Origin of the sequence: Bradyrhizobium sp., assembly GCF_022844465.1 — a bacterium.
Classification (GTDB): domain Bacteria; phylum Pseudomonadota; class Alphaproteobacteria; order Rhizobiales; family Xanthobacteraceae; genus Bradyrhizobium.
This window is the reverse complement of the sequence record NZ_JALHLP010000001.1, coordinates 365,593-382,577: the sequence shown is the minus strand read 5'-3', so window position 1 is coordinate 382,577 and position 16,985 is coordinate 365,593. Positions and strand designations below refer to the sequence as shown.

At 63.6% G+C, this 16,985-nt stretch carries 13 protein-coding genes, 1 tRNA gene and 1 pseudogene; 10 read left to right on the top strand and 5 right to left on the bottom strand.

Annotated features, from left to right (window positions below):
- Positions 1–29: 29 nt before the first annotated feature.
- The gene (locus tag Q0D31_RS01930; protein WP_291843763.1) at positions 30–968 is read right to left on the bottom strand and encodes a cyclase family protein; all 939 of its coding nucleotides are present in this window, start codon (positions 966–968) and stop codon (positions 30–32) included.
- Positions 969–1,176: 208 nt separating this feature from the next.
- Here Q0D31_RS01930 and Q0D31_RS01925 point away from each other — a divergent pair, with 208 nt between their 5' ends.
- Together Q0D31_RS01925 and Q0D31_RS01920 are read left to right on the top strand one after the other, a co-directional pair.
- Positions 1,177–1,413, top strand: a complete 237-nt coding sequence (locus Q0D31_RS01925; RefSeq protein ID WP_291843761.1) for a hypothetical protein — start codon at positions 1,177–1,179, stop codon at positions 1,411–1,413.
- 204 nt (positions 1,414–1,617) lie between these two features.
- Complete coding sequence (locus tag Q0D31_RS01920) at positions 1,618–3,777, top strand: DNA/RNA non-specific endonuclease (RefSeq protein WP_291843755.1); 2,160 nt, start codon at positions 1,618–1,620, stop codon at positions 3,775–3,777.
- A gap of 11 nt (positions 3,778–3,788) precedes the next feature.
- Here Q0D31_RS01920 and Q0D31_RS01915 read toward each other — a convergent pair whose 3' ends face one another.
- Positions 3,789–4,670 carry a LysR family transcriptional regulator gene (locus Q0D31_RS01915; protein ID WP_291843747.1) on the bottom strand — a complete coding sequence of 294 codons (882 nt, stop codon included), beginning with the start codon at positions 4,668–4,670 and terminating at the stop codon, positions 3,789–3,791.
- A 155-nt stretch (positions 4,671–4,825) separates the two neighbouring features.
- Here Q0D31_RS01915 and Q0D31_RS01910 point away from each other — a divergent pair, with 155 nt between their 5' ends.
- The 6 genes from Q0D31_RS01910 (at position 4,826) to Q0D31_RS01885 (ending at position 11,335) form a co-directional block, all read left to right on the top strand.
- Positions 4,826–5,905 carry a nitronate monooxygenase gene (locus Q0D31_RS01910; RefSeq protein WP_291843738.1) on the top strand — a complete coding sequence of 360 codons (1,080 nt, stop codon included), beginning with the start codon at positions 4,826–4,828 and terminating at the stop codon, positions 5,903–5,905.
- Positions 5,906–6,235: 330 nt separating this feature from the next.
- The gene (gatC, locus tag Q0D31_RS01905) at positions 6,236–6,523 is read left to right on the top strand and encodes an Asp-tRNA(Asn)/Glu-tRNA(Gln) amidotransferase subunit GatC (protein ID WP_291843728.1); all 288 of its coding nucleotides are present in this window, start codon (positions 6,236–6,238) and stop codon (positions 6,521–6,523) included.
- 31 nt (positions 6,524–6,554) lie between these two features.
- Positions 6,555–6,761, top strand: coding sequence for a hypothetical protein (locus Q0D31_RS01900; protein ID WP_291843719.1), 207 nt, complete (start codon positions 6,555–6,557; stop codon positions 6,759–6,761).
- Positions 6,758–8,245: an Asp-tRNA(Asn)/Glu-tRNA(Gln) amidotransferase subunit GatA gene (gatA, locus tag Q0D31_RS01895; protein WP_291843709.1), complete on the top strand. Its 1,488-nt coding sequence runs from the start codon at positions 6,758–6,760 to the stop codon at positions 8,243–8,245. Before Q0D31_RS01900 ends, gatA begins: the two co-directional genes overlap by 4 nt.
- Positions 8,242–9,726, top strand: a complete 1,485-nt coding sequence (gene gatB / locus Q0D31_RS01890; RefSeq protein WP_291843697.1) for an Asp-tRNA(Asn)/Glu-tRNA(Gln) amidotransferase subunit GatB — start codon at positions 8,242–8,244, stop codon at positions 9,724–9,726. The genes gatA and gatB overlap by 4 nt, the downstream gene beginning before the upstream one ends.
- Positions 9,727–11,068: 1,342 nt before the next feature.
- A complete protein-coding gene (locus Q0D31_RS01885) occupies positions 11,069–11,335 on the top strand; it encodes a hypothetical protein (RefSeq protein ID WP_291843689.1) in 267 nt (88 codons plus the stop codon).
- 18 nt (positions 11,336–11,353) lie between these two features.
- Here the strand turns inward: Q0D31_RS01885 and Q0D31_RS23965 are convergent.
- Positions 11,354–11,434: pseudogene (locus Q0D31_RS23965) on the bottom strand (SEC-C metal-binding domain-containing protein); the annotation flags it as partial.
- A 149-nt stretch (positions 11,435–11,583) separates the two neighbouring features.
- Here Q0D31_RS23965 and Q0D31_RS01880 point away from each other — a divergent pair.
- On the top strand, positions 11,584–11,955 hold the full coding sequence (locus tag Q0D31_RS01880; RefSeq protein ID WP_291843680.1) for a hypothetical protein: 372 nt from the start codon (positions 11,584–11,586) through the stop codon (positions 11,953–11,955).
- A 220-nt stretch (positions 11,956–12,175) separates the two neighbouring features.
- Here the strand turns inward: Q0D31_RS01880 and Q0D31_RS01875 are convergent.
- Positions 12,176–12,269 (bottom strand) — tRNA-Ser (locus tag Q0D31_RS01875).
- A gap of 726 nt (positions 12,270–12,995) precedes the next feature.
- Here Q0D31_RS01875 and Q0D31_RS01870 point away from each other — a divergent pair.
- A complete protein-coding gene (locus tag Q0D31_RS01870) occupies positions 12,996–14,585 on the top strand; it encodes a porin (protein ID WP_291843671.1) in 1,590 nt (529 codons plus the stop codon).
- 163 nt (positions 14,586–14,748) lie between these two features.
- Here the strand turns inward: Q0D31_RS01870 and Q0D31_RS01865 are convergent, their stop codons facing one another.
- The gene (locus Q0D31_RS01865) at positions 14,749–16,983 is read right to left on the bottom strand and encodes a transglycosylase SLT domain-containing protein (RefSeq protein WP_291843662.1); all 2,235 of its coding nucleotides are present in this window, start codon (positions 16,981–16,983) and stop codon (positions 14,749–14,751) included.
- Positions 16,984–16,985: the final 2 nt, after the last annotated feature.

Here is a 16,985-nt window from a genome sequence, read left to right as displayed (position 1 = left end):
GGGGCGCCACGCCAGCTGTCGTTGACGCCTTACCGGATCGCGACCGGGTTGATCATGCTTTGAACCGCGCCCTTGAAGCGCGGGTGGCCGAGGACGAACATGAACTCGTAGGCCTTGTCCTTGGCGAGTTCGGCCGTATCCAGGTTTTCGAGGATGTAGGTGCCGCTCATCGGCAGCAGGATCTGATGCACCTCGAAGACGTTCTTGGTTTCGAACGGAACGGCTTCGAGGCCCCAGGTATCGGCGCCTACCGCGACGACGCCCTTGCTGACGAGGTATTTGGCGCCCTCGACGCCGAGGCCGGGTTCACCGGCGCCGAAACGCTTGTCGTCCTTGCCGATCAGGCTGAGCCAGCCGGTGTGGAAGATCACGACATCGCCCTGGCGGATTTCGACGCCCTGCTTCTTGGCGACCTCCTCGATCTCCTTGACGTTGAAAGCAGTGCCTTCCTTGATGACGTCGGTGCCGTAATGGGCCGCCATGTCCAGCAACACGCCGCGGGCCACCATCGGCGGGATTTTTTCGACGCCGAGCTTTTTCAGGCCGGTCGGATCGGCGAATTCAAGCAGCTTGTTGCCGTTGTAGTAGACGTGCTCGACGCCGATATGGCCGAGGCCGTCGAGCTGGCTGCCGACGCCGACCCAACCCTCGATGATGTCGTCATTATAGGTGGTCTTGGTCGGTCCGAGGCCGGGGCTGCCGGCCTGGCCGGGCTGCACCACCGTGATCTTGAAGGCGCGTGGCGGATAGGCGGGAGTAGCAGAGCCGACCGGGATGCCGAGCGCATAGGTCTTGCCGGTCTTGATCAATCCCGCCGCCTTGACCACGAGTTCGGGCGTCATGTAGTTCGCAGCGCCGATCTCGTCGTTCGGTCCCCATTTGGATTTGGTCCAGTCCTGAGCGCTTGATGTTCCGGCCGTGCCGCACAGCAAGGCAACAGAAAAGCTCAATACCAACGCAACGCGCATCGCAGTTCCTCCCAGAGTTGACGTTATGGTTCTTGACAGTTAGCGCGTCATCCTAACGTAGGAGTTGGTGGCGAACCAAAGAATATTTTTGCGCCGAGTTTGATCGAAGGAGCGCGGCGCGAAAGCGCGCAGTGGTAAGTGGTTTGTTGCGAAAATATGACGGAGATCGTCCCGCGCGGCGGAGCGATCGTGAAATGGGGATGACGCGATGGACGCGTTGAGCATGTTCGGTCTGTTCGCGGTCACCGCAATGCTGGTGACCTACGCGCTGGAGGAGCGCCATCACGGGTTCATCCTCGGCTTTGCCGGCGCCTGCGTCCTCGGCTCCGCTTATGGCTTTCTTCAGGGGGCCTGGCCGTTCGGTGTGGTCGAGGCCATCTGGGCCGGTGTCGCGTTGCGGCGCTGGATCATCCGGCGTTCTTCATCCGCCCAAGCATTGACCTAGCGGTTGTCGCTGAGTTACCTTGACGCATTCAGGTAGTGTACTCTTTTTTCAATTTTTTTCGGTCCGCGCCAGATGGCCCTCGTCGCCAGCAAGCCTATCGGAAGACGGAGCTAAACTCGCCGAACAGGTAGCGACGTGCGGTTTTGCGCGCCCGTTGTCGCGTGAGTTTTTTAGAGCGCTCGCTGATTTTGATCGGAGATGACGATGCTCATGAAACGCGGGATCATTGCCGCCTCGGAACGACGCTTCAAGCAAGCGGATTTCTCGCCCGCCGCGCTGGACCGGAAACTCGGCGACGGGCCAATCTCCATGACGGTCGAGCAGAAGCGGGCCCGCTTGCGCCAGTTGCTGGCGCAAACCGATGATGCCGTGGCCGCCCGGATCGGGCTTGAACGGATCATCAGCGGCAACGAACTCGACGGCATCAATTTTCTGGCCAAGGGCGTCATTGCCGCGCGATCTGTCTGCCGCATCCAGCTCAAGGATGCGCGCGCAAACCTGTTGGGCTATGCGTCGGGTTTCCTGATCGCTCCCGGGCTGCTGATGACCAACAACCACGTGTTCGGCCGACCGGGCGACGCGCTCAACTCGGTTGCCGATTTCGACCATGAGTTGGACGTCGCCGGCATGGAGCGGGAGCCCGTGCGGTTCGGCTTCGAGCCCGACAAATTGTTCTACACCAACGACAGGCTCGACTATTCGATCGTGGCGGTGGCGCCGGTATCATTGGTCGGCGGCCGAAGACTGATCGATTGGGGATGGCTGCCGCTCAGCGCGCAGCCGGGCAAGGGCGACCCCGGCGAATATCTGACGATCATCCAGCACCCCAGCGGACAGCCCAAGCAGATATGCGTTCGTGACAACAAGCTGCTGAAATATGCCGGGGATTTTGTCTGGTACATGACCGACACCAGTTCCGGCTCGTCAGGCGCTCCGGCGTTCAACCGGTTCTGGCAGGTGATCGCCCTGCACCATAGCGGCGTCCCGAAAAAGGATGGACAGGGCCGCATCCTCACCAAGGACGGCAAGGTGTGGGATCCGTCGATGGACGAAACCTCGATCGAGTGGATCGCCAATGAGGGTGTTCGCGTCAGCGCCATCGTCGCCGATCTGAAGGTGACGGTCGGCTCGCATCCGCTGGTGAAGCCGGTCCTCGACGAAGTGCAACCGCCGCTGCCTTCGACGGAAAAGACGCCCCTACCACCCGCTGCGCCTCCTTATGGAAACAATGAGCTCTGGTTCGAGCAGTCCGGCGACAGGACCTCGCTGGTGATACCGTTGCGTATTCCTGTGCCATTGTTCCAGAAGAGCGTCCAGGACCGCTCGGAAGCAGGGCCGGTTCAGGCGCCAACGGCGCCGCCAGCCCCGCCGGTCGGCGGCGCCCGTATTGGCCTGCTCACGGGTCGGCCGATGGAGGCCGTGCATATCGACCAGTCCACTTTGGGATCGCGGCGGGGCTTCAAGCCGAACTTCATCGGCGCGGGAAAACTCTCGGTGCCGCTGCCGCAAATTCCGGCCTCCCTCAAATCGAAGGTCGCCAGGCTGAAGTCCGCTTCCTCAAAATTCGAGCTGAAATACTTCAACTACAGCGTGGTCATGAACAAGGAGCGCAAACTGGCCTTCTTCAGTGCCGTCAATATCGACGGCGGCGCGCAGCAGGACGTCGGCAAGCGCGAGGGCGATTCCTGGCTGCGCGATCCCCGGATCGACGAGGACTTCCAGATCGGCAACGAGTTCTATGGCAAGCAAAAGACGTTTGAAGCCGACCGCAGCGCCAATCCGTTCGATCGCGGGCATCTCGTCCGCCGCCTCGACGCAACCTGGGGCGACAGCGTCGAAGAGGCCAAGGCGCACGGCGACGACTCCTTTCACTTCACCAATTGCGCGCCGCAATTCTGGTCCTTCAACCAGGGCAAGCAGCTATGGGCGGGGTTGGAGGATTACACGCGCGACGAGCTGCTGCAGCGCCGTGACCGGGGCGTGGTTTTGAACGGGCCGATCTTCGACGGTCCTGATGCCGACGACGCCGATCTGCCCGACCCGTCAGGCAAGCCGCACAAGGACCCGGTCTTCGGCGGCGTGGCGATCCCGAAATACTTCTGGAAGATACTGGTCAGCAAGCACAACGACCGCCTCAAGGCGGCGGCTTTCATTGTCAGCCAGCGGCATCTCGTCATGGATATCGACAGGATCCGGGATGCGGAGAAGCTTTCGGCGGAGGATGTCCGGGTCTTCCAGGTCTCGATCACGGACCTTGCGAAACTCACCAGGCTGGACTTCGGCAAATTGCTACAGGCCGACTCGCTTGAGGCCACCGCTGCGGGGCCTCGCCTGATCGAGACCTTCGACGACATCAGGATCTAGCCGCTCAAGCTTCAGGCGGCGATCACCTCGGCATTATTGCCGAGGCAGGCGGCGAAACCCTGCAATGCGCTGTATCGATGGGCGCTGCGGCGGGTGATGAACAGCGTGTCGACCCCGGATTGCGCCGGGTCGAGCGTGTGAATGCTGACAGTCTCGTTCCGTCCGACCACGGCGCGCGGCAGCAGCGTCACGCCCATGTCGGCGGCGACGCAGCCGATCATGCCGTCGAGCGTGCCCAATTCGAACCGGGCGGAAGACGGCCAGCCGAGCTCCGAGAAGACCTGCTCCAGTCGTTGCCGGTAGGTGCAGCCGGTACGGAAAACCAGCGCGGTAGGTCCGGACTCCGGCGTGCCCGCGCGCAAGGCGCCGAGGCTCGTCCATTGTCTTGCCGTCACCAGCACCAGCTCTTCCCGGAACGCGAGCGTTGCGTTGAGCTCGGCGTGATCGATGGGGCCAGCCACGAACGCGCCGTCGAAGGTGCCGTTGAGCACGCCGGCCACCAGCTCGGCGGTTGTGGCGGTCCGCAGGCTCAGCCGCACCGCCGGGAAGCGGCGATGAAATTCAGCCAGCAGCGGTGGCAGGCGCACCGCGGCCGTTGTCTCCAACGAGCCGATCGCTAGCGGTCCCTTGGGTTCACCGTCGTCTCGCGCGGCCAGCATCGCCTCGCGCGACAGCGCCGCCATCCGCTGCGCATAGGGCAGCAGTCGTCTTCCAGCGCCGGTCAATGTCATGCCGCGGCTGTGACGCTCGAACAAAGCGGTGCCGATTTCGGCTTCCAGCGCCTTGACCCGTTGCGTGATGTTGGATTGGACGGTGTTGAGTTCGTCGGCGGCGCGGGTGATCCCGCCGAGGCGGGCGACGGTCGAAAAGGTCAGGAGATCGCTCAATTCCATGGCGAGGTCCGTTTCATTTTAGAGATGGCAGAATTCTATGTTATTCATTTTTAGTGAATGTTAGTTGGGTCTAGACTGGCTGTCCAGATTGCGAGTTGGATATGCCGATGCCCGCGCCTGACCCGCATCTTCAATCCAATCGAGCGAGCCGAACCATGTGGCCAGACCGCCGGATCATCGACCTCTTCAAGACCGAATTTCCGATCGTGCTGGCGCCGATGGCCGGCGTCATGGACGCGGAGCTGGTGATCGCGGCGGCGCAGGGCGGGGCGCTGGGTTCGCTGCCCTGCGCGATGATCTCGCCCGAGAAGGCGCGCGAACAGGTCAACATCATCCGCCAGCGCGTCACCGCGCCGATCAACATGAATTTTTTCTGTCACACGCCGGTCGAGGCCGATCCCGCGCGCGAGGCCGGGTGGAGAGCCCTGCTGAAGTCCTACTACGGGGAATTCGGCGTCGATCCCGCCGCACCCATGACTGCCGCCAACCGCGCGCCATTCGATGAAGCAATGTGCGCGGTGGTTGAGGAACTGAGGCCGGAAGTGGTCAGCTTCCATTTCGGCCTGCCGCATCCCGCGCTGGTGAAGCGCGTCAAGGCGGCCGGCGCCACCGTGATGTCGTCGGCAACCATCGTCAGGGAAGCGATCTGGCTGGAGGAGCACGGCGTTGACGTGATCATCGCGCAAGGCGCGGAGGCCGGCGGCCACCGCGGCATGTTCCTGACCGACAACATCGCCCGGCAGCCCGGCACCTTTGCGCTGGTGCCGCAGGTGGTCGATGCCGTCAGGGTGCCTGTTATCGCGGCCGGCGGGATCGCCGATGGGCGCGGCATCGCGGCGGCGTTCGCGCTTGGCGCATCCGGCGTGCAGATCGGCAGCGCCTATCTGCGCTGCCCGGAATCCACGGTGACCCCGCCGGCGCGGACGGCGCTGGCCCAGGCGCATGATGATTCCACCGTCATCACCAATGTCATGACCGGACGCCCGGCGCGCGGGGTCGTCAACCGTGTCATGGCCGAGGTCGGTCCGATTTGGCCGGAAGCGCCGTCGTTTCCGCATGCCGCGACCGCGCTCGCGCCGCTGAAGGCGGCGGCCGAGAAGCTCGGCAAGGTCGATTTTACCAACCTCTGGGCTGGGCAGGCGGTACGGATGGGCCGCGAGATGCCGGCGGCGGAGTTGACGCGGGCGCTTGCCGGTGCGGCGCTGGCCCGGCTCGGCGCGTTGCGGCCAAGCTGACTCAGCCCAGGCAGGCGAGGTAGACGATCGCGGCGCCAAGTGCGGTGCTGATGGACCAGAGCGCGGGGTCCCAGCCTCCCGCCCCGCCGCTTTCGTTTTCGTCTTGTAGTGTGGCCATGGCACGGCCTCCGCTTCCTGGGATCAACTTCATCCCGCGACTGTTTCAGGAAGACTGCTTCAGGGATAAAAACGGTTTCGTCGTGCGGCGGTTCCCGGGCTTTCCCAGCCCAAAAGGTGGAGAATCGCGCGTCGGCGCGGTCCATGCGGTTGCGGCGCAAAAGCGGCCTCTGCTATACGGCAGATGGCGAATTTCCCGCCCGAGGCCTGCAAATGTCCGTTGACGCCGCCACCGTTCGCCGCATCGCGCACCTGGCGCGGATCGCGGTCACCGAGGCCGAGGTGCCGCATCTGCAGGGCGAGTTGAACGCCATGCTGGCCTTTGTCGAGCAATTGTCAGAGGTCAATGTCGAGGGCGTCGAGCCCATGACTTCGGTGACGCCGATGGCGATGAAGAAGCGCGGCGACGTCGTCAATGACGGCGAGATCGCCGACGACGTGGTGAAGAATGCGCCGGAAACGCAGAACCACTTCTTCCTGGTGCCGAAGGTGGTGGAATAAGCCCTGTTTCCCTTGAGAGATCGGACGTTCGATGTGCCTGCTGTGCGACGATGAAAAGGCCTATCAGGCCTATATGAACTATCTCGATGCGATGGCGCGGCAGGGCAAGGCCGCCGACCCCGACAAGGCGATGGACGCCGTGCTGGATCAGCTCGAGGCCGCCGACAAGGCCCGCGCCGGCGATCCCGCCAACGACAAGACGCTTTCTCCTTTCTTCTGCAGCCCGATCAATAAATGACCGACCTGACGTCGATGACGATCGCCGAGGCCAGGACCGGCCTTGCGCGGAAGTCCTTTACCGCGCTTGAACTGACCGACGCCCATCTTGCGGCGATGGAGGCGGCGCGCTCGCTCAACGCCTTCGTGCTGGAAACCCCGGACCAGGCCCGCGCCATGGCGGGCGCGGTAGACGCCAAGATCGCCAAGGGCGAGGGCGGTCCGCTCGCCGGCATCCCGCTCGGCATCAAGGATTTGTTCGCCACCAGGGATGTGCGCACCACCGCGTGCTCGAAGATCCTCGGCAATTTCGTGCCGCCTTACGAATCCACCGTGACCTCGCAGCTCTGGCGCGACGGCGCCGTGATGCTCGGCAAGCTCAACAATGACGAGTTCGCGATGGGCTCCTCGAACGAAACCTCCTGCTTCGGCCCGGTGGTCAATCCGTGGCGACGCGAGGGTTCCAACACCGCGCTGGTGCCGGGCGGCTCGTCCGGCGGGTCGGCTTCCGCCGTCGCGGCGCTGCTCTGCATGGGCGCGACCGCGACCGACACCGGCGGTTCGATCCGTCAGCCCGCCGCGTTCACCGCGACCGTCGGCGTCAAGCCGACCTATGGCCGCTGTTCGCGCTGGGGTATCGTGGCGTTTGCCTCCTCGCTCGACCAGGCCGGGCCGATCGCACGCACCAACCGCGATGCCGCGATCCTGCTGCGTTCGATGGCGGGCCATGATCCCAAGGACACCACGTCGGTCGATCGTGCGGTGCCGGACTATGAGGCCGCGATCGGAAAATCCGTCAAGGGCATGAAGATCGGCATCCCCCGCGAGTACCGCCTCGACGGCATGCCGGCGGAAATCGAAAAGCTCTGGAGCGAGGGCGCGGCCTGGCTCAAGGCGGCCGGCGCCGAACTGGTGGATGTGTCGCTGCCGCACACCAAATACGCGCTGCCGGCCTATTACATCGTGGCGCCCGCGGAAGCCTCGTCCAACCTCGCCCGCTATGACGGCGTGCGCTATGGGCTGCGGGTGCCCGGCCGCTCGATCGGCGAACTGTACGAGAACACCCGCGCCGCGGGCTTCGGCGACGAGGTGCGCCGCCGCGTCATGATCGGCACCTATGTGCTGTCGGCCGGCTACTACGACGCCTATTATTTGCGCGCGCAAAAGGTCCGCACGCTGATCAAGCGGGATTTTGAGGAATGCTTCGCCAGCGGCGTCAACGCGATCCTGACGCCGGCGACGCCATCGGCCGCGTTTGGCGTCGGCGAGAAGGGCGGCGCCGATCCGATCGAGATGTATCTGAACGACATCTTCACGGTGACGGTGAACATGGCGGGGCTGCCGGGCATTGCGGTGCCCGCCGGCAAGGATGAACAGGGGTTGCCCCTCGGCCTGCAACTGATCGGACGGCCCTTTGACGAAGAGACGCTGTTCTCGCTGGGCGAGGTGGTCGAGCAGGCGGCCGGCCGCTTCACGCCGCCGAATTGGTGGGGTGCAAAAGCATGAACGCCTCAGTCAAACCGGCCAAACTGATCAAGGGCCAGACCGGCGATTGGGAGGTCGTGATCGGGCTGGAGGTCCACGCCCAGGTCACCTCGAAGTCAAAACTGTTCTCCGGCGCCTCGACCGAATTCGGCGGCGAGCCGAACAGCCACGTCTCGCTGGTGGATGCGGCGATGCCGGGGATGCTGCCTGTGATCAACGAGGAATGCGTACGTCAGGCGGTGCGAACCGGGCTCGGCCTCAACGCGAAGATAAACCTGCGCTCGGTGTTCGACCGCAAGAACTATTTCTATGCGGACTCGCCGCAGGGCTACCAGATCAGCCAGTACAAGTCGCCGGTGGTGGGCGAGGGCGAGGTGGTGGTCGAACTCGGTGGCGGCCATACCGTCACGGTCGGCATCGAGCGGCTGCATCTCGAACAGGACGCCGGCAAGCTGCTGCACGACCAGAGCCCGACCATGTCCTGTGTCGATCTCAACCGCTGCGGCGTGGCGCTGATGGAAATCGTCTCCAGGCCCGACATCCGCGACGCCGAGCAGGCCAAGGCCTATGTCGCCAAGCTGCGCTCGATCCTGCGCTATCTCGGCACCTGCGACGGCGACATGGAAAAAGGCTCGCTGCGCGCCGACGTCAACGTCTCCGTGCGCAAGCCGGGCGGGCCGCTCGGCACCCGCTGCGAGATCAAGAACATGAACTCGATCAATTTCATCGGCCAGGCGATCGAATACGAGGCGCGGCGCCAGATCGAGATTATCGAGGACGGCGGCATCATCGAGCAGGAAACCCGGCTGTTCGACCCCGACAAGGTCGAGACGCGCTCGATGCGTTCCAAGGAAGAAGCGCACGACTATCGTTATTTCCCGGATCCCGACCTGCTGCCGCTCGAGTTCACGCAAAGCTATGTCGATGAGCTCAGATCGCAATTGCCGGAGTTGCCGGACCAGAAGAAGGCCCGCTTCATCGGCGGTTTCGGACTGTCGCCCTACGACGCCGGTGTGCTTGTGGCGGAACGCGAAAGCGCCGATTTCTACGAGGCCGTGCTGGCCGGGCTCGCCGACAAGGCGCGCGACGGCAAGCTCGCGGCGAACTGGGTGATCAACGAGCTGTTCGGGCGTCTCAACAAGGAAGGCCGGGACATCGCGGCCTCGCCGGTGTCGGCGGCGCAGCTTGCCGCCATCGTCGATCTGATCGGCGAAGCCACCATCTCCGGCAAGATCGCCAAGGACCTGTTCGAGATCGTCTGGACCGAAGGCGGCGATCCCCGCGCGCTGGTCGAAGCGCGCGGCATGAAGCAGGTCACCGATCTCGGCGCGATCGAGAAGGTGATCGATGACATCATCGCGGCCAATCCCGACAAGGTGGCGCAGGCGAAAGCCAAGCCACAACTCGCCGGCTGGTTCGTCGGCCAGGTGATGAAGTCGTCGGGTGGCAAGGCCAATCCGCAAGCGGTGAACGATCTGCTCAAGGCGAAGCTCGGCATCTGAAACGTCCCGTAACGGGACGTCGTTCGTCGATGACGCCGCGATCGACGCGCGCGAGAACGTCGATCCACCCTGATCGCGATCCGAAATTAACCATCGCGACAAATTGCGCCGATCCGAATCGTTGGTCGCGACTCGTGTACGAATCGGATTTTGGCGAGCGCCAACGAGACGATGGTGGTCCTGACCACGAAAATTTTTTTGTTGCCAAAATGCGCGACTCAGAGTCCGTGCGCGCGGCCTCCGACGGACCCAACGTCGCGCGATGACATCGGTCGAAGGTCGGTGGTCAGTTGAACGAATCTAAAAAACTGCTGTGGCGCAGTCTCAACTTTTATTTTTTGCCAACGCCTGCGTCGACCATGGTGGTGTTTTTGCGTCGATGCGCGAACGCGTCGTGATGTCGTCGACAGCAGCGCTTCGCGCGCGCTCGCAATGCTGCGTCAACACTTCCTTAAGCCGGACGCTGTTTTTTTCAATGTGTTGGTGTATTCGGGAGGAGTGCATTTCGATTCCCGAATGCACGCGACGATCAAGTCATCTCTACATTAGGAGGGCAACATGGCCAAGAAAGCGAAGAAGGCGAAGAAGGCGAAGAGCGCAGTGAAGAAGACTGCGAAGAAGACCCGCAGGGTCTCCAAGAAGAAGAAGTAACTTCGCTTCTTTGAGAATGCCGGCGGCTTGATGCCGGCACGTCACACGAGCCTCGGAGGATCTGCTTTTCGAAGCGGGCCGAATTCTGAAAGCTCAGGTCGACGAAAGAGGGTGTCGGCGAGACATCAGGTCAAACGGCTGGATCGAATTTCGAAGGGGGTACCCTTCAAAACCGGTCCGGCAGAAGAAACAGGTTTTCTTCGTTCGGTGCGGACCTCTCTGGAGATCCGCAATTTCGCCGGGCCTCATGAGCCCGGATTGAAATCTGGTCCTGACGTGTTCGCCGACGCCCTCGTTCCCCGGAACACTCTGGTTCCGTGGCCTGCGCCCCGATCGTCGGCGCCTTTCCCCAGCCAATTGCATTTCTGAGAGTCCGCGGACGCCGAGCCGGCTTGGCGAGCGGGCGACGTTGCCGCGATGGTTATCGTTCCGCCAAACGGCAGGGTAAACCGAACTTCACCATTGGCCGTTGCCTCCTGCGCCGCAGTGATTTCTGCGATTTCGCCTGCGGCCGGCGCCAAGCGCGCATTTACACCCCGTTCATCGCGAACCTTAAACTGCCCTTCAAAGTTGATCGGTCATGGTGATCCCGACAAGCTGGCCAACGGCGTCGGGGACAACAGGCGCTTTGGCAGTGGGATGGGACCGCGCTCGGGGGAGGGCGGTCAACAACAAGAAAAGGGAGGGCATCATGCTTCGGGGACAGTTTGATCTGGATAACGCAACGCCGGTGGAAGCCACCGCGATTCCGGATGTGTTGTTCGAACGCGGCCTTTATTGGGCGAGCGGTCGTTCCGGCGTCGTCAATCTCGTCGCAGCCCATAAATGGTTCAATCTTGCGGCCTTGAAGGGACGCGCGGACGCCATCTCGCTGCGCCGCGAGGTCGCCGAGATGATGTCGGAGGCCGAGATCGCCGCCGCGCAGCGCGAAGCCCGCGCCTGGATGACGGCGCATTGAACTGGGCCGCATTCCGCCTCAAAACGGCGGCGGCTCTCCATTCGCAAGGCAGCACTTCTTTGCTTTCTTGCCGCTGCCGCAGGGGCAGGGATCGTTGCGCCCGACCTGGCGCCAGGGGTTCCTGACCGGCTCGGCCGGATAAGTGAAATCGCTCCAGGACGCGCTTCGTCATCCGCGCCAAAACTATCTTGGCTTCCGCGCGTCCAGTCCAGCGATGCCAGCACGTCCTCGATGTAGCCGAGGCGGGCTTGCGTGAACCGCGCGATGTCGTCTGGCGCGCGTTCGGCTTCGGCAAGGTCGTCGTCGAAATGGGGACGGTCGGTCCAATCCTCGGGGATCCGACCTTCGCGCCAGGCGTTGTCGACCAGCGGCACCAGATCGCGCAGGCCGAGCAGGGCGATGGCATCCAGCCAGCCGACCCAGGCCGGATCGTCGTCGTCGGCCGGCCGTTCTTTGTAGAACCGCACGAGAAATTCCCGCCACCGATCGCGCTCGATGCGGCGCTCCCATGTCAGGAAAGTCGCCGCGCCGAACAAGCGCGTGACGGACGTATCCGTCGATCGAACGCTCGGCGATCAGCGCGAACAGGGCATCGACATCGCCATGGAACACGCCGGTGACGATGTTGGCGAGGCTTGCGGTGACGGCGTCGCCAAGCAGAACGTCAAGTTCCTGAAAAAAGGTACGACATTATGTGGTTGTGCTGATGGAAAGAGAATCGATAGAGCGTGCCGATTCGAGCGACCCGAATATGGTGACGGTCCGTGCCAGGACGAGGTTGTCACCCATGTCTTAGGTACGCTCCGTTACCTATGTGTCCGGGCCGGACAATTGTGAGATTGGCGGAGCCGGAGGGATTCGAACCCTCGATAGGGCTTTACAACCCTATAACGGTTTAGCAAACCGCCGCCTTCAGCCACTCGGCCACAGCTCCATCAGGCGGATATGCCCGACGCGGCGACGGGCCGCAAGCGGCAGATCTCAGGTTGCCCCGCGGCCATTTGGCGGCGACTTCGCCGCTGAACCCCTCGCGTGCGCCGATCCCCGCTGCATTCGTGTCGCGTTGGCGCAGGCTTTTCATCATTCCGCGGTCGGGAGGGTCACCACCAGGTCTCGCGGCGATCCTGCGCGCGGTGATTGCCAGTGGATATGGCGAGCGACTCGCGTCCCGCGGCGCCTGCTGACTTTATATAAGAGGCGGAATCATTCGAGGCAGATTCGGCAAAGGGCCATCTCGATTCGCTGCGACGAGGAGATTGACAGGGGAAAACGGCTTGCTCCGCCGCCCGCACCGCTCATTGGGGTGGCAAAGTCAGATGATCTAAAATCTTCAACAGAAACAAATCCTTACGAAGAAAAGTCGATCCCGGTCGCGTGTTCTTTGTGCAACACCCCACGGAAAAGGTCCAAAGCCGGGGTGTTTCAAGCGGTTCCTTTGTTGCGTGTGCAGAACTCCTCGGTAATTGTGATCACGCGACGGAGGGGGGCATCCCGAGGTCGTCCCGTTAGGTGGTTCGCTTAAGTCCCTCGCGTTCATGCGGGAGTGTCCGAAGGCGCGAAGCGACTAAGCGGGTTTCAGGGGATTAAGGGAACCAACCTTAGGGTGGCTGACACCCGGCGGATCCGGAACCTTCCCTACAGAGCAACTTGGAGGTTTAACATGAAGATGGTTAAGAGCCTTATTCTCGGCTCAGCGGCGGGTCTGATCGCCATGAGCGGAGCACAGGCTGCCGATCTTCCCGTCAAGGCCAAAGCGGTCGAGTACGTGAGGATCTGCTCCCTGTACGGTGCTGGTTTCTACTACATCCCCGGCACGGACACCTGCATCAAGCTGGGTGGTTATCTGCGCATCGACACGACATTCAACGGCACCACCTACGGTGCACCGGCTTGGAACGGCGATCAGGGCCAGGGCAATCGCTACCGCGATTACTTCGTCTCCCGTTCCCGTATGGCGCTGACGGTTGATACCCGCACCGCCACCGAATATGGCGTTGTCCGCACCTTCGGTCAGGGCGACTTCCAGTTCGACAACTTCAACAACGGCTCCCGTAACCCGGCGCTGCTTGCTACCTTCAACTCGACGCAGCTCTCCGCCGCCGGCGGCGGTTATGTCGCGGTTGAAATGGTGTTCCTGCAATTCGCTGGTTTCACCTTCGGTAAGTCGGCTTCGGCTTTCGCAACGCCGTGGCACGGTTATCCAGGCAACAACAACTCGTTCCTGATGGGCGGCCACGACACCGTGACCGGCGTCAACAACATCCAGTACACCGCGCAGTTCGGCAACGGCGTGTCCGGCACCATCGGCCTCGACGATCCGACCGTGTTCCACCGTACCGCTGTGTTCAATACCTCGACAGGTATTGGCGCCGTAGGTACCACGGGTAACGCCTACGCCGGCACGCATGCTCCGACCATCGTCGGCAACATCCGCGTCGACCAGGCCTGGGGTCTGTTCCAGATCTCGGGTGCGCTGCATGAAGTCAACGCTTCCTACAACACCCTGACTGCGGCAACCGCGGCTCCGACCAACCTTTCGGAAACCTCCGGCCACCCCGACAGCAAGTGGGGCGGATCGGTGATGGCGGCGTTGCAGATCAAGAACCTGCCGACCGGCGCCGGCGACGACTTCAAGATCGACGTCACCTACGCCAAGGGTCACACCAAGCAGGTGATCTCGACCTCGGGCGGTTCGCCGAGCTTCGCAATGTTCGGCGGCACCGGCATCGCCGGCGGCTATCAGAGCGTTGGCCTCGCGGCGACGACTGACGCTGTCTATCTGCCAGGCGTCGGTGGTACCGGTGGTCTCCAGCTGACCCAGGCTTGGGGTGTTCGTGGTGCGTTCAACCACAACTGGGATCCCTACTGGTCGACCAGCCTCTGGGGCAGCTACGCCCAGGTCAAGTATGACGGTGGCGCCAACGACAACCTCGGCGCAGCCGGAACGACTTCCGCCAAGGGTGCGTATTGCGCACAGTTCGCGGTTAGCCATCCTGGCCAGACTGGTGTTGCCGGTATCGGTACCTACAGCTGTAACCCGGACTTCAACGTCGCCCAGGTCGGCATGGTCACCCGTTGGACCCCGGTCAAGGGCCTGACGTTCTCGGGTGAAGTCGGCGCCTTCTTCCTCGACCAGAAGATGGCTGGCAGCTCGGTGTTCACCGCAACTGCTCCGAAGCCCACCGCTCTCTACGAGTTCAAGGACCAGAGCACTGTGTTCCTGAACGTTCGCGCTCAGCGTAACTTCTGATCCCGAAAGACTTGAAACACAAGGAAACCCCCGGCAGGCAACTGCCGGGGGTTTTTCTGTCTTACCTCGCCCCGCTTGCGGGGAGAGGTCGGCGCGTAGCGCCGGGTGAGGGGGACTCTCCGCGAGTCGAATGCGTGTGGCATCTCGCGCCAGCGTCAATCAACTACTGGACGCTGGCGCCGCGATGCAGGTCGGCCTCGATCTGCAGCCTGGTCCCGCCGCCGAATCGGGCGCGATAGACCTGCAGGTTCTCCATGATCCGCTGCACGTAGTTCCGGGTTTCCGAGAACGGAATCTGCTCGACCCAATCTATGGCATCCACCTTGGGATCGCGCGGGTCGCCGTAGCGCTCGATCCATTTCCTGACGCTGCCGCGGCCGGCATTGTAGCCGGCGAAGGTGAGAATATAGGAGCCGCGGTAATCCTCGAGCAGCCCGCCGAGTTCGGCGGCGCCGAGCATGGCGTTGTAGACGGAGTCGGTCTTCATCCGCTTGAGGTCGAAGCTGACGCCGGCCCGTTTGGTGACGTAGCGCCCGGCGTCGGGCGTCACCTGCATCAGCCCGTAGGCCTGGGCCGGCGAGACCACCGACGGATTGAAGGCGCTTTCCTGCCGCGCGATCGAATAGATGATGCTCGGCTCGACCTCCGGCCCGATCTGCTTGAACGCGGGGATGCCGGTGACGGGATAGGCGTAATAGTCGAACGGCAGGCCGCGGTTGAGCGCGGCCTTGCCGAGCAGCAGCATCCCGCGGGCGTCGCCGTGGCGCGAGGTGAGTTCGCCGAGGCCCACCAGCGCGTCGGGGTCGCCGTTTTCGCCCATGTCGCTGAAAATCGGCAGCGCCAGTTCGCGCTCGTCGAGTTCGTAGAGCAACTGCACGGCGCGGACGATTTCGAGCCGCTCGATGCCGCGGCCGCGGCCGGTCGGGACGCCGTTCAGTTCGAGCTGCGGCAGGCCGAGCTTGGCGCGCGCCAGCTGGCCGTAATAGCTGGTCGATTGCTCGGCGGCGCGGCCATAGGCGGCGCGGGCCTCCTGCGCGCGCCCGGCCGCTTCGGCAGCACGGCCCTGCCAATAGCCGGCACGCGCCAGCGCCGTCGGATTGACGCTGCCGACGCCGATGCGCGCGAAATGCTGCGCGGCGAGCCCGGGATCCCTGAGGAACCGCAGCGCGATCCAGCCCGCGGTGAATTCGTGCTCGGTCTTGTAGATGTCGCGCGACGGCGTCGCCGCATCGCGCGCAATCAGATAGGCGGAACGATGTTCGCCGACGTCGAGCATCTTGCGCGCCAGCAGACGCCGCTCGACCCACCATTCGTCCAGATTGTGCAGGCGACCTGGGTCCCTCGGCGCCGCAAGCATGAGCTGCGCGGCCTCGCTGAATTTCTCTTCGCGGCGGAGCCACTGGATCCTGGCGAAGATGTAACCGGTCTCGCCGTGCAGTTCGCGCGGCACCGCATCGAGCAGCGCCTTGAGATTGGAGGCCTTCTTGTTGGCCGCGATTCGCGATTTCGCCAGCGCCACATGGCCAGAACCCAGTCGCTTCGCGGCGCGCATGCCGCCGGCCTCCTGCTCGGTGCCGTAGAGCAGCGCTTCCATCCGCGCCTTGTGGTCGCCTGCATTGAGAAGCGGGCCGAACAGTTCGAGCGCCGCGCTCTCGGTGTCTTCCGACATGCCGTCGCGACGCCAGGCGTCGCGAACCAGCCGTTCGGCATTGGCGCGATCGCCGCGCGCGAGCATCACCCGCGCCAGCGCCAACTTGCCCTTGGCCGAGATCGGCGGTTGGCTTTCGAGCCAGGACCAGACCGTGGCGTCGTCGCGACGGTCGTCCCACAAGGCCGCCTCGATGCGGCGACGCATGAAGGTCTGCGACGGCCAACTCGGGTTGGCCGCAATGAATGCGCGGTAGCGCTCGACCGAAGCGCCATTGTCGTCGCTGCGCAGGATCAGCCATTCGGCGAGCTTGCGCGCGACGGGGTCCGAGATCGCGGCCTGCGCCTGGGTTGCCTCCGCAGCCTTGTGCTTGCGCACGAGTTCGATGATGTTTTCCAGCGCGTCCTTGTCGGCCTGCGACGTGGACGATGTCGCGGCCATCACCGCCGGCGCGAATTGCTTGCGCGGCGACGGCAGCGCGGCTTGCCGGATCGCCGGCGGCGGAATGGGCATGGCCGCGGTCGGCGTTGATGGAGCAGGGGTCGCAGCTGATATCGTTGCGGCGTTGTTCGCAACCGGACTCGCCGGCGGCTTGGGGGCGACGTTGCGGGCGATCGGCCGCGGTTTGGGCAACGGCACTTTCGGCTTGGCCCAGGCGTCCACGGGCAGGGCGCACAGGCCGATCGCCAGCACGAGGCTGGTGGCCAGTGCGGTCGATCGCAAGGCGGCGGCGCGGGCGGAACGGATCACGG

Excerpts from the sequence above, each read along its gene's own strand:
- Q0D31_RS01930 (WP_291843763.1), bottom strand. The coding sequence starts at position 968 with ATGCGCGTTGCGTTGGTATTGAGCTTTTCTGTTGCCTTGCTGTGCGGC.
- gatB (WP_291843697.1), top strand. The coding sequence starts at position 8,242 with ATGAACGCCTCAGTCAAACCGGCCAAACTGATCAAGGGCCAGACCGGC.
- Q0D31_RS01885 (WP_291843689.1), top strand. The coding sequence starts at position 11,069 with ATGCTTCGGGGACAGTTTGATCTGGATAACGCAACGCCGGTGGAAGCC.
- Q0D31_RS01870 (WP_291843671.1), top strand. The coding sequence starts at position 12,996 with ATGAAGATGGTTAAGAGCCTTATTCTCGGCTCAGCGGCGGGTCTGATC.
- gatC (WP_291843728.1), top strand. The coding sequence starts at position 6,236 with ATGTCCGTTGACGCCGCCACCGTTCGCCGCATCGCGCACCTGGCGCGG.
- Q0D31_RS01920 (WP_291843755.1), top strand. The coding sequence starts at position 1,618 with ATGCTCATGAAACGCGGGATCATTGCCGCCTCGGAACGACGCTTCAAG.
- Q0D31_RS01910 (WP_291843738.1), top strand. The coding sequence starts at position 4,826 with ATGTGGCCAGACCGCCGGATCATCGACCTCTTCAAGACCGAATTTCCG.
- Q0D31_RS01900 (WP_291843719.1), top strand. The coding sequence starts at position 6,555 with ATGTGCCTGCTGTGCGACGATGAAAAGGCCTATCAGGCCTATATGAAC.
- gatA (WP_291843709.1), top strand. The coding sequence starts at position 6,758 with ATGACCGACCTGACGTCGATGACGATCGCCGAGGCCAGGACCGGCCTT.
- Q0D31_RS01915 (WP_291843747.1), bottom strand. The coding sequence starts at position 4,670 with ATGGAATTGAGCGATCTCCTGACCTTTTCGACCGTCGCCCGCCTCGGC.
- Q0D31_RS01925 (WP_291843761.1), top strand. The coding sequence starts at position 1,177 with ATGGACGCGTTGAGCATGTTCGGTCTGTTCGCGGTCACCGCAATGCTG.